Here is an 11,910-nt window from a genome sequence, read left to right as displayed (position 1 = left end):
GAACCGCACGCGCGTTTGCCGCACACCCCGGCCATGGCCAAAAAAATCCCATGAATTCTGGACCCGGGCGCGGTAATAAGGCCGACTGCCTTAGAGTCTTTTTGAAACAGGTGTCGGTCGACCGCGGTGCCGGCGGTAAACGAAGGCGGAGGTCCGGTCATGCGCATTGCCGCGCACTCGGTATGCACGGCCATTCGTGACGACATCGTGTCCGGAGTGCACGAGCGGGGCAGCCGCCTCACCGAGGACGTGCTCGCGCGCCGCTACGGCGTCTCCCGCGTCCCCGTACGCGAGGCCCTGCGCACCCTGGAGGCCGAGGGCTTCGTGGTCACCAGGCGGCATGCGGGTGCCTGCGTGGCGGAGCCCACCGAGCAGGAGGCGGGCGACCTGCTGGAGATCCGGATGCTGCTTGAGCCCCTGGGTGCCGCCCGCGCGGCCCAGCGGCGCACCGACGCCCACCTCAAGGTGCTGCGCGGCATGGTCAGACTCGGTCAGGACCGGGTCAGACGCGGTCACGGCGAGGACCTGCGCTCCCTCGACGGCTGGTTCCACGAGACCCTTGCCCAGGCCGCCGGAAGCCCCGGCCTGACCGCGCTGCTCACGCAGTTGCGGCACAAGGTCGCCTGGATGTTCACCCTGGAGCCGCCGCGGCGGCCCGCCGAGTCCTGGGCGGAGCACGGCGCCATCGTGGACGCCGTGGCCCGCGGGGACGCCGAGCGCGCACGGGCGCTGATGGCCGCGCATACCGAGCGCGCCCGCCCCGAGCACCGGCCGCGCCACCCCCGCCCCCCGGCCGCCCGCCAGGGCCGTGTGAGGGATTCGCAACATGCCGTAAACACGTCGAGCGCCCGCGATTAACAAAGCCGCCGTATACAAAGAGGTGACTTCACGGCCGAAGAAATGGGCGTGGGCGCTCCCGGTATTCACGGACGCATTTCGCGCGCCGCCGGGCAGGAAATGACGTCTGCCTTTTTTCGGCTGCCTGGATTCACGCGGTACGGCGGCGGCGATTACACGCCACGGAAGCGACCGTGAAAACAGAACGGCCCCGTCCCGCCGACAAACGGCAGAACGGGGCCTAAAAGGGGGAAGCCGCCTCAGGCGGTCTCCGGAAGCTCCTCAAGGCCGTCGGCGACCAGACGCGCGAGCCGGTCGAGCGCCGCCTCCGCGCCGTCCGCGTCCGAGGCCAGCACGACCTCGTCACCACCCTCGGCGCCGAGGCCGAGCACGGCCAGCATGGACGCGGCGTTCACGGGGGTGCTGCCGGCCTTGGCAATGGTCACGGGAACGCCCGTCGCCGTGGCCGCACGGACGAAGAGAGAGGCGGGGCGGGCGTGGAGTCCCTCCGCCCAGCCGATGGAGACGCGGCGCTCAGCCATGTGTTGCTGCCCTTCGGACGACGAGTACGGGGCGGCGGCCCCGGCCCGCCCGGCACCCACCGCCTCCTTGTCTAGACCAGTCTCCCACAGGTGCCCCGGGAACCGGGGACCCCCCGCGCCCCGCCGGAAGCGCGCCCCACGCCCCCGCCGGGCACGCGCGCACGGCGCGCGGACCACCGGGCCCCCGCGCACCCGCCGCGCGGACCACCGAGCCCCCGCGCACCCGCCGCGCCGCATCCCCTGCGCCACATCCCCGGCGCCCCCTGAGCCCCGTACGCTGGCCGTATGGACGACGCGCCGCAACCGCCCGCGTACCCGGCCCACTGGGAGGCCGACGTGGTGCTGCGCGACGGCGGCACCGCCCGGATCAGGCCGATCACGGCCGACGACGCCGAGCGCCTCGTCGGCTTCTACGAGCAGGTCTCGGACGAGTCGAAGTACTACCGCTTCTTCGCCCCCTACCCCCGCCTCTCCGACCGCGACGTGCGCCGCTTCACCCACCACGACCAGGTGGACCGCGTCGGCCTCGCCGCGCTCGTCGGCGGCGAGTTCATCGCCACCGTCCGCTACGACCGCGTCGACGCGGACGGCGGCCCCGCGAGCGGCGACGCCGACGAGGCCGAGGTCGCCTTCCTCGTCCAGGACGCCCACCAGGGCAGGGGCGTCGCCTCCGTGCTGCTCGAACACCTCGCGGCGGTCGCGCGCGAGCGCGGCATCAGGCGCTTCTCCGCCGAGGTGCTGCCCGCCAACCACCGGATGATCAAGGTCTTCACGGACGCCGGCTACCGCCAGCAGCGGAGCTGGGAGGACGGCGTCGTACGGCTGGAGTTCGACATCGAGCCCACCGAGGCGTCCCGCACCGTGCAGTACGCGCGCGAGCAGCGCGCCGAGGGCCGCTCCGTGCAGCGGCTGCTGCGCCCCGAGTCGGTCGCCGTGATCGGCGCGGGACGGCGGCCGGGCGGCGTGGGCCGCAGCGTCCTCGCGCACCTCGCCGACGGCGGCTTCCCCGGCCGTCTGTACGCCGTCAACAGCGCGCTCGAAGCGGGGCGCACCGACCTCGCGGGCGTCCCCGCCCACCGCTCACTCGCCGAGATCGGGGAGCCGGTCGACCTGGCCGTCCTCGCCGTGCCCGAGGCCCGGGTGCCCGAGACCGTCGCCGCCTGCGGCGCGCACGGGGTGCGCGGCCTCGTCGTCCTCGCCTCCGGCTACGCGGAGAGCGGCGAGGACGGCAAGGAGCGCCAGCGCGCCCTGGTGCGCCAGGTCCGCTCCTACGGGATGCGGCTCATCGGACCCAACGCCTTCGGCGTCGTCAACACCGCCCCCGACGTCGCCCTCAACGCCTCGCTGGCGCCCCGCATGCCCAGGCCCGGGCGGATCGGCGTGTTCGCGCAGTCCGGCGCCATCGGCATCGCCCTGCTCGCCCGCCTCGAACGGCGCGGCGGCGCCGACCCCGCCACCGCGGGCCCCGCGGGCGTGAGCACGTTCGTCTCCAGCGGCAACCGCGCCGACGTCTCGGGCAACGACGTCCTCCAGTACTGGTACGACGACCCCGACACCGACGTCGCGCTGATGTACCTGGAGTCCATCGGCAACCCCCGCAAGTTCACCCGCCTCGCGAGGCGCACCGCCGCCGTCAAGCCGCTCGTGGTGGTCCAGGGCGCCCGGCACACCGGCGCCGCCCCCGCGGGACACGCCGTGCCCACCACCGGGCTCCCGCACGCCACCGTCTCCGCGCTGCTGCGGCAGGCGGGCGTCATCCGCGTGGACACCATCACCGAACTCGTCGACGCCGGGCTCCAGCTCGCCTCCCAGCCGCTGCCCGCGGGCCCGCGCGTGGCCATCCTCGGCAACTCGGAGTCCCTCGGGCTGCTCACGTACGACGCCTGCCTCTCCGAGGGGCTCAGCCCGCTCGCGCCGCTCGACCTCACCACCCGCGCCACCCCCGACGACTTCCGCGCGGCGCTCGGCACCGCGCTGGCCGACGACACCTGCGACGCCGTGATCGTCACCGCGATCCCCTCACTCGGCGAGCGCGCCGCGGGCGACGACGAACTCGCCGGGGCGCTGCGCGCCGCCGTCGGCCCCCGGCCGCCCAAGCCCGTCTGCGTGGTCCACGTCGAACTCGGCGGCCTCGCCGAGGCCCTTTCCGTCGCGGGGAGCACCGGGCCCGCCGCGACCGCCCCGCAGCCCCACCGGGCACGCCCTGAACCCGGGGCCCGCGCCCCGGAGAACGCCGCCCACATCCCCGCCTACCCCGCGGCCGAGCGCGCCGTACGCGCGCTCGCCGAGGCGGAGCAGCACGCGCGCTGGCGCCGGGAGGCCGCCTCGCCAGGACGGGTGCCCGAGTACGACGACATCGACCCCAGGGCGGCCGCCGCCCTCATCGACGCCCTGCTCTCGCGCCCCACCGCGCCCCCGGCCGGCACGCCAGGGCACGGCAGCCCGCTCGGCCAGGACGACGCCCGCCGCCTGCTGGCCACCTACGGCATCCATGTGCCCGCCGCCGTGCCCGCGCCAGGACCCGGCGAGGCGGCCGCCGCCGCCGGGCGCCTCGGTTACCCCGTCGCCCTGAAGACCACGGCGCCCCAGTTGCGCCACCGCGCCGACCTCGGCGGCGTACGCCTCGACCTCGCCGATGAGAGACAGCTACGCCGCGCCTACGCGGAGCTGACCGCGGCCCTCGGCGGCCCCGGCGTGCTGCGCCCCGTCGTGCAGCGGATGGCGCCCCGCGGCGTCGACACCGTGGTCCGCGCCGTCATCGACCCGACCGCGGGCGCGGTGCTCTCCTTCGGGCTCGCCGGGGTCGCGTCGGAACTCCTCGGGGACACCGCGCACCGGCTGATCCCGGTCACCGACCAGGACGCGGCCGCCATGATCAGGTCGATCAGGACGGCCCCGCTGCTCTTCGGCAGGCGCGGCGCCGCCCCCGCCGACACCGGCGCACTCGAAGACCTCCTCCAGCGCCTGTCACGGCTCGTCGACGAGCACCCCGAGGTCGTCGCCGTCGACCTGGAACCGGTCGTGGTCGCGGCCGTCGGCCTCACCGCGCTCGACGCCGAGATCCGGATCGCGCCGCCGCCCCCGCGCGGCGCCGACCTGGGCCCGAGGACCATGCCCGCGTACTGATCCCGACACCCGCCACGCGCGCGTACGGCGCCGCTCCGTCGCCACGCGCGCGTACCGCGGAAGCCCCCTCCACGCGCGCCCCCGCCGGGCCGTCGCGGGCTGCGTCCCGGGCCCGCGGGCGCGGCCTCCCGGCCGCCCTCCCGCGGCGTCCCGCGCACCCACGCGGGCCGTAGGATGGGCGGCATGGCCAAGACCAGTACGACGACCCAGGGACTGCGGACGGCGATCGAGCGCAGCGGCTACTATCCGGCTCTCGTCGCCGAGGCGGTGGAGGCCGCGATCGGCGGCGAAGGAATCGGGTCGTTTCTGGTCCATCAGGAGACCACCTTCGACGCCAACGAGGTGCGCCGCCATGTGACGGTGCTGGTCCTCACGCCGACCCGGTTCATCGTCAGCCACACCGACGAGCAGGCCGCCGACTCCAGCTCGCCGACCCCGTACGCCACCACCTCCACCGAGTCCGTACAGCTCGGCAGGATCTCCTCCGTGGTCGTCAGCAGGGTCGTCGCCAACCCGGAGTCGTACACCCCCGGCACCCTGCCCCGCGAGGTCGTCCTGACCATCGGCTGGGGCGCCGTGTCCCGGCTCGACCTGGAGCCCGCGGCCTGCGGCGACCCCAACTGCGAGGCCGACCACGGCTACACCGGCAGCTCCACCGCCGACGACCTCAGCCTGCGCGCCAGCGAGGCGGGCGACGGACCCGACACCGTCCGCCAGACCCTCGCCTTCGCCCAGGCACTCTCCGAGGCGACCACCGCGGGCCCCCACGGCCCCGCCCGCTGATGGCGCAGCCCGACTGGGGCCTGGACACAGAGCCGCTTTCCCTGGCCTCCGCGCCCGTGCCCGAGTACGGCGGCGGCTCCCTCGCCGACCTGCTTCCCACGCTCGCCTCCGGCCTCGCCGTACCCGGCTGCGCACCGGCCATGGCCGAACTCGCCCCGGCCGACCGGAACTGCGTGTTCCTCATCGACGGCCTCGGCTGGCACCAGCTCGCCGCCCACGCCGCCGACGCGCCCTTCCTCGCCTCGCTCATGGCAAGCTCGCGCGGCGGCACGGGACGCCCCATCACCGCCGGGTTCCCGGCCACCACCGCCACCTCCCTCGCCTCCGTCGGCACCGGGCTGCCCCCGGGCGAGCACGGGCTGCCCGGCTACACGGTGCGCGACCCGGGCACCGGCGAGCTGATGAACCAGCTCCGCTGGCACCCCTGGACGGCGCCGCACGTCTGGCAGCCGTACCCCACGGTCTTCCAGCGGGCGCACGCCGCGGGCGTGCACACCGCGCAGGTCTCCGCGCCCGCCTTCGCGAGCACGCCCCTGACCAAGGTCGCCCTCAGCGGCGGCACCTTCCACGGGCGGCTCGACGGCGGGGACCGCATGGACCTGGCCGCCGCCCAGCTCGCCGCCGGTGACCGCGCCCTGGTCTACACGTACTACTCCGACGTCGACGGCATGGGCCACCGCCACGGGGTCGACTCCGACGCCTGGCGGGCCAGGCTCGCCGAGGCCGACCGGCTCGCCGCCCGCCTCGCCGAGCAACTGCCGCCGCGCTGCGCGCTGTACGTCACCGCCGACCACGGCATGGTCGACATCGCCCAGGACGAGCTGCACCGCATCGACTTCGACGAGGACTGGGAGCTGCGCGCGGGCGTCGCGCTCCTCGGCGGCGAGGGCAGGGCCCGCCATGTGTACGCGGTGCCGGGCGCCGCGGGCGACGTCCTCGCGGTGTGGCGCGAAGTGCTCGGCGACCGCTTCTGGGTGGCGAGCCGGGACGAGGCGCTGGCGGCGGGCTGGTTCGGGCCCGTGGTCGACGACCGGGTCCTCGCCAGGATCGGCGACGTGGTCGCCGCGGCCCACGACGACGTGCTGCTGATCGCGTCCCAGCGGGAGCCCAAGGAGTCCGTCATGGTGGGCAACCACGGCTCCATGACGCCCGAGGAACAGCTCGTGCCCCTCCTTGAGGTGCGCACCTGAGACCGCGGCTCACCACATCTCCGCGGCAAGCGAGGCCAGTTCCGCCAGGGCCCTGGGCCCGCCGCGGCCTGCGCCCGTCACCAGGTAGACCCCGAGGCCCGGCCGCAGCCGCCAGTCCAGGGCCGTCAGCTCGCCCCGCGCCAGCTCGTCCCGCACCGTGGCCCGTGGCACCAGCGCCACCCCGAGCCCGGCCGCCGCGCACCGCTTCAGCGCCTCCATGCTTACGAACTCCATCACCACGGGGTCGGTGACGGCGCCCGCAAGCTCCGCGTCGGCCAGCTCGCGCAGCGCACAGCCCCGCTCCACCACCAGCAGCGTGTCGTCGGCCAGCTCGGCCGCGGCGATCCCCGCGCGCCCCGCGAGCGGGTGCCCCGGGTGGGCGACCAGCGCGAGCGGCTCCTCGGCGAGCCGCCTGGCGGCCACCAGCGGCGCCTCGATCCGCTCCTCCAGCAGGAAGCCCGCGTCCAGGGCGCCGTCCGCGAGCGCCGTGAACACCGCGGCACGCTCGGCGGGCCCGAAGGCCAGGCGCAGCGCGGGGTGGCGCCGGGTGAGGGTGCGCAGCACCGTGGGCAGCCGGTACGCGCAGAGGCTCTCGGCCGCGGCGATCCGCAGCGTGCCGCCCACCTCGCCCCCCGAGCCGCCCGCGGCCCTGGTCGCCTCGCCCGCGCGGGCGGCGAGGGCCAGCAGCTCCCGGGCGTGGCCGCGCAGTTCGCGCCCGGCCTCGGTGAGCGCGACCCGGCGCCCGAACCGCTCGAAGAGCGGCACGCCCAGCTCCGTCTCCAGGGCCTTGACGTGCGCGGTCACGCTGGACTGCACATAGCCCAGCTCGTGCGCGGCCCGGGTGAACCCGAGCGTCCTCGCGACGGCCAGGAAGGTCGCCAGGTGCTTCAGCTCCATACCCATCGGCTCTCCCGATCGAGGACATCGGAAACGTTCGTTGGACGCGATGGCACCTCGCCCCCTACAACTCGGGTATGCCTCTCACCGCACCCCGTCCCGCCACCCGCGCCGCCGCCCTGGCACCGCCGGGTGGCCGGGGCTTCCTGCTGCTGCTCGCGGCCACGGTGGGCGCCTTCTCGAACTACGCGCCCATGCTGTCCGTAGTGCCCCTCTGGTCCGCCGAGGGCGGCTCGCGGGGCGCGGGGCTCGGCGCCGCGACCGGGGTCACGATGGCCGCGACGGTCGCCGTGCAGTGCTGCATGGCGCGGCTGACGGCCCGCTACGGAGCCAGAGCGATGTTCGTGGCGGGGGCGCTGCTGCTGGGACTTCCGACGCCGCTGTACGCGCTCTCGACGGCGATGGGCCCGGTGCTGGCGGTGTCGGCGGTACGGGGCGCCGGGTTCGGCATGGTCGCGGTGGCGGGGAGCACGCTCGTCCCCGCGCTCGTCCCGGCCGCGCGCCGGGGCGGCGCCGTCGGCTGGTACGGGGTGGCGACGGCGCTCCCGCAGGTGGTGTGCCTGCCGCTGGGCGTGTGGGCGGCCGGGCGCTTCGGGTTCACCGCTGTGTTCGCGGCGTCGGCCGTGCCCGCGGTGGTGGCGGCCCCGCTGGTGGCTGCGGTGCGCGTGCCGCGTGCGGCGCCCGCGCGCGCGGGAGGGCGGCCGGCGGGCGCGGTCGCGGCGTGGCGGCAGGCGGCGCCGGTGGCGGTGCTCGCGGCGGCGGCCTGCGCGATGGGCGGCGCGACCTCGTACCTGCCGCCCGCGCTCGGCACGGACACGGCCCCGCTCGTGCTGTTCGCGCTGGCGGCGGGGATCGTGGCGGGCCGCTGGTTCGCGGGCGTCTGGAGCGACAGGCGCGGCACCGGGGGCCTGTTGGTGCCGGGGATGGCGGTCTGCGCCGCGGGTGTGGCGGGGTGGGCGGCCGCCGTGGCGGTCCCGGGCTGCGCGGGGCTGGTGGCGCCCGCCGCGGGGGTGCTGTACGGGCTCGGTTTCGGGGTGGTGCAGAACGACACGCTTGTGCTGATGTTCGAGCGGGCGGGGGAGGGCGGCGTGGCGTCCGCGGGGTCGCTGTGGAACATGGCCTACGACGGGGGCGCCGGTGTGGGCGCCCCCGCGCTCGGCCTCGCCGCGGCGGGCTTCGGACTGCCCGGCGCCTTCACGGCGTTGACGGCGCTCCTCGCCGCCGCCCTCGCCCCGGCCCGCCGTACCGCGAGGAAGCCACGCTGAGCGCGCGGCGGGCCGGGCCGGGCGGGGTGGGGTGCGGGTGTCTCAGGTCTGCTGCCGGTCCGTCGTGAGCAGTCGGAAGACCCCGCCCTGGGGGTCGGCCACGACGGCGGTGCGGCCGAACCGGGTGTCGCGTGCGGCCTCCACGAGGCGCCCGCCGAGTTCCACGACCCGCCGCGCGGAGCGGTCGACGTCGCCGGTCTCGAAGTACGTCATCCAGTGCGCGCCGCGGTTGCCCGGCAGGTCGCGGCCCATGCCCTGCGCCGAGGCGACGGCGCGCCCGTCCACGTGGAGGGTGCGGGCCGCGTCCGCCGTCGGCCTCGGGAGCCCGCGGTTGTACCCGAAGACGGCCTCGTAGAACCCGGCGTCGGCGCTGTCGTAGGTGAGGAGTTCGTTCCAGGCCAGGGAGCCAGGGGCGCCGCTGAGGGAGAGGCCCGGCAGGCCGGTGGCCTGCCAGAGCCCGAAGACGGCCCCGCAGGGGTCGACGGCGACGGCCAGGCGCCCCGCGTCGCCCGCGTCGAGGGGGCCGACGCCGACGGTGCCCCCGCAGAGCCGTACCAGGTCGGCGGTCGCGTTCACGTCGTCGGTGGCGAAGAACGGGGTCCACCGCACGGTCAGATGGCGGTTGGGCGGGAGCTGTCCGATCCCGGCGACGTCCCGGTCGCCGAGCAGGGCTCCCACGTAGGGGCCGAGTTGGTGCGGTCCCGGCCTGAAGGTCCAGCCGAACAAGGTCGCGTAGAACTTACGCGCCGCGGTCAGGTCGTGCGCCATCAGGCTCATCCAGCACGGTGTGCCGGGTGTCAGCCGAGAGGCCGTACGCGTGCTCGTTCTGTCGGTCGACCCCAGCGCCTCGGTCATCGTCATGTGTCCTTCGACCCTTCATGGTGCCGCGTTGCCGCCACTATGCGAATGTGTTCGCGCTCGCGCGCGCGTGCCGCCCGCCGCCGCTCGCCGCGGTGGTGCGTGCCGACCGTGCCGCCCTGCGCCCTCGGAAGACGAGCGGGCGCCGACCTCACCGGGCGAGGCTGCCTCGGTGGGGATGCCGTTTCGTTTCTGCGGAGTGGCGTGACGGTGTTGATCGGCTGCACGGGGTGTGCGCGGGGCCTCGTTGCCCCGCCGGTGTCCCGGTCCGGGCGAGCACAGTATCCGGAGAGCGACCGGGTGGCCACCCTGTGCGCGATGATGGCGCTATGCCAATCATTTCTCCCACCGAGCTTGCCCGCGAGACGGCGGGACCGAATCCTCCGGTTCTGCTGGACGTCCGCTGGCAGTTGGGCGCGCCGTCCCAGCGCCCGGCCTTCCTCGCGGGGCACCTTCCCGGCGCCGTCTTCGTCGACCTGGACCGCGACCTCGCGGCGCCGCCGGGACCCGGCGGCCGCCATCCGCTCCCGGATCTCGGCCGGTTCGGGGCGGCGATGCGGGCCGCCGGAGTGTCGGCGGCGCGTCCGGTCGTGGCGTACGACGGCGGGCAGGGCTGGGCGGCGGCGCGCGCGTGGTGGCTGCTGCGCTGGAGCGGCCATCCGTCGGTACGGGTCCTCGACGGCGGGCTCGCGGCCTGGGAGGGCCCGTTGGAGACCGGGGAACCGCGGAAACGCGACGCGGCACCGGGTGACTTCGTGCCGGTGGCGGGGGAGCGGGGGCTGCTGGACGCGGCGGGTGCGGCGGAGCGTGCCGCGTCGGGCCTGCTGCTGGACGCCCGCGCGGGCGAGCGCTACCGGGGCGAGGTGGAGCCGCTCGACCCGGCTGCCGGGCACATCCCGGGCGCGGTGTCGGCGCCGACCGCGGAGAACGTGGCGGCGGACGGCAGGCTCAGGCCCGCGGCCGAACTCGCCGAGCGCTTCAGGAAGCTGGGCGCGCGGGACGCGCCCGTGGGCGTGTACTGCGGCTCCGGGGTGTCGGCGGCGCAGGAGGTGCTGGCGCTCGCGGTGGCGGGCATCGAGGCGGACCTGTACGCGGGTTCGTGGTCGGAGTGGTCTTCGGACCCGGCGCGTCCGGTGGCCACGGGCCCCGGACCTCGGTAGCCGGCCGCGGCGGCGGGTCGCCCGCGCGGCGCGTGCCGCCGGGCGTGGCGGGCGCGTCGAAGGGGCCGCGGGCGAGCGCCCGGGTCCCTTCGACGGCTGCTGAATCAATCCTGCTTCTTCCGGCGGGTGCCGAACACGATCTCGTCCCAGCTCGGTACGGCGGCGCGGCGCCCGGGGCGCACCCCGTCGGCCTCCGCCTGCCGGTCGGTGGAGCCGACGAGCCGGTCGCGGTGGCTGGTGACGGAACGCGGCATCAGTACGTCCGCGTAGGCGGACCCGGCGGACGCGGCGGGCGCGGGCGGCTCCTCCGCCTCCGGCTCCTCCTCGGGCTCCTGCGGGGGGTGTTCGGCGGCGGGCGCGGGGCGCTCGGGCACGACGAGGTCGCCGCGGAAGCTGGGCACGGCCTCCAGCAGGCTGGTGAGGGAGTCGCGGCCGTCGCCCGTGGCCTCGTCGGCGTCGCCGGTGCCCGGCGGCAGTCCCGGGCGCTCGGGGGTGCGCTCGGGCCGCTCCCTGGGGAGCCTGGCGATGCGGGGCACGAAGGGGAAGCTGGGCTCGGGGGCCGCGAGGTCGTCGTCGGCCTCGCCGATCAGCGAGCGTGCCTCGGCGTCGACGGCCTGCACCAGGCGGCGCGGCGGGTCGTAGGTCCAGCTCGCGGAGTGCGGTTCGCCCGCGACGCGGTAGACGAGCAGGACTTCCCAGGTGCCGTCGTCGCGGCGCCAGGAGTCCCACTGGACGGTGTCCTTCTCGGCGCCGCGGAGCATAAGACGCTCCTGCACGGCCTCGCCGAGCTGGGGGCCCGCGTTCTCACCGGGGCGGCGTACGGGGGTCTTGCGGGCGCGCTCGGCCATGAAGGCGCGCTCGGCGAGCACGGGGCCCTCGAAGCGGCGCACCCGGTCGACGGGGATGCCCGCGAGCTGGGCGACCTCCTCGGCGGTGGCGCCCGCTCTTATACGCGCCTGGATGTCGCGCGGGCGCAGGTGGCTCTCCACCTCGATCTCGATCTGACCGAGGCGTGGCCGGTCGCCGCGGACGGCGGCACGCAGCCGTTCGTCGATGGCAAGCGTGTACTCCGTGCTGTCCGCAGCCTTCAGCACCAGCCGTGTGCCGTCATTGGAGACGGCCACGACACGCAGTTCGGGCATGGGGACCTCCCGGGTGGTGCCTGCCGACGTCACGTGCGTCGCTGCTTCCGCTAGTCGAGTGTGGCCTGCCCGGGTGCAGCCTGCCACAACCTTGCCGAGTTGCCCGGCGT

At 75.8% G+C, this 11,910-nt stretch carries 10 protein-coding genes; 6 read left to right on the top strand and 4 right to left on the bottom strand.

The features are described 5' to 3' along the window. Nucleotides 1-159 precede the first annotated feature (159 nt). Entirely contained in the window at nt 160-858 is a 699-nt protein-coding gene (locus ACIBIW_RS11825; RefSeq protein WP_399334681.1) for a GntR family transcriptional regulator, read from the top strand. Nucleotides 859-1,097: 239 nt separating this feature from the next. Here the strand turns inward: ACIBIW_RS11825 and ACIBIW_RS11820 are convergent, their stop codons facing one another. After that, nucleotides 1,098-1,379, bottom strand: a complete 282-nt coding sequence (locus ACIBIW_RS11820) for an HPr family phosphocarrier protein (protein WP_399334679.1) — start codon at nt 1,377-1,379, stop codon at nt 1,098-1,100. Between the two features lie 285 nt (nt 1,380-1,664). Between ACIBIW_RS11820 and ACIBIW_RS11815 the strand changes: the two genes are divergently transcribed. The 3 genes from ACIBIW_RS11815 to ACIBIW_RS11805 all read left to right on the top strand — a co-directional run bounded on the left by ACIBIW_RS11815 (nt 1,665) and on the right by ACIBIW_RS11805 (nt 6,478). After that, a complete protein-coding gene (locus ACIBIW_RS11815) occupies nt 1,665-4,505 on the top strand; it encodes a GNAT family N-acetyltransferase (RefSeq protein ID WP_399334677.1) in 2,841 nt (946 codons plus the stop codon). Nucleotides 4,506-4,688: 183 nt separating this feature from the next. After that, complete coding sequence (locus tag ACIBIW_RS11810) at nt 4,689-5,288, top strand: DUF5998 family protein (RefSeq protein ID WP_399334675.1); 600 nt, start codon at nt 4,689-4,691, stop codon at nt 5,286-5,288. Further along, on the top strand, nt 5,288-6,478 hold the full coding sequence (locus ACIBIW_RS11805) for an alkaline phosphatase family protein (RefSeq protein ID WP_399334673.1): 1,191 nt from the start codon (nt 5,288-5,290) through the stop codon (nt 6,476-6,478). The genes ACIBIW_RS11810 and ACIBIW_RS11805 overlap by 1 nt, the downstream gene beginning before the upstream one ends. A gap of 9 nt (nt 6,479-6,487) precedes the next feature. On the opposite strand, the gene ACIBIW_RS11800 is transcribed toward ACIBIW_RS11805, so the two are convergent. After that, a complete protein-coding gene (locus ACIBIW_RS11800; protein ID WP_399334671.1) occupies nt 6,488-7,375 on the bottom strand; it encodes a LysR family transcriptional regulator in 888 nt (295 codons plus the stop codon). A 77-nt stretch (nt 7,376-7,452) separates the two neighbouring features. On the opposite strand from ACIBIW_RS11800, the gene ACIBIW_RS11795 reads away from it, so the two are divergent. Continuing rightward, the gene (locus ACIBIW_RS11795) at nt 7,453-8,640 is read left to right on the top strand and encodes an MFS transporter (protein WP_399334669.1); all 1,188 of its coding nucleotides are present in this window, start codon (nt 7,453-7,455) and stop codon (nt 8,638-8,640) included. A gap of 42 nt (nt 8,641-8,682) precedes the next feature. Here ACIBIW_RS11795 and ACIBIW_RS11790 read toward each other — a convergent pair whose 3' ends face one another. Beyond that, nucleotides 8,683-9,495, bottom strand: coding sequence for a VOC family protein (locus tag ACIBIW_RS11790; RefSeq protein ID WP_399334872.1), 813 nt, complete (start codon nt 9,493-9,495; stop codon nt 8,683-8,685). A 332-nt stretch (nt 9,496-9,827) separates the two neighbouring features. Here ACIBIW_RS11790 and ACIBIW_RS11785 point away from each other — a divergent pair, with 332 nt between their 5' ends. After that, nucleotides 9,828-10,658: a sulfurtransferase gene (locus ACIBIW_RS11785; RefSeq protein WP_399334667.1), complete on the top strand. Its 831-nt coding sequence runs from the start codon at nt 9,828-9,830 to the stop codon at nt 10,656-10,658. A 104-nt stretch (nt 10,659-10,762) separates the two neighbouring features. Here ACIBIW_RS11785 and sepH read toward each other — a convergent pair whose 3' ends face one another. Next, nucleotides 10,763-11,800: a septation protein SepH gene (sepH, locus tag ACIBIW_RS11780; RefSeq protein WP_399334665.1), complete on the bottom strand. Its 1,038-nt coding sequence runs from the start codon at nt 11,798-11,800 to the stop codon at nt 10,763-10,765. Between the last annotated feature and the right edge of the window lie 110 nt (nt 11,801-11,910).

It is taken from the genome of Streptomyces sp. NPDC050560, from assembly GCF_044457285.1.
Classification (GTDB): domain Bacteria; phylum Actinomycetota; class Actinomycetes; order Streptomycetales; family Streptomycetaceae; genus Streptomyces.
The sequence above is the reverse complement of the archived record's forward strand: the minus strand, read 5'-3'. Positions and strand labels throughout refer to the sequence as shown.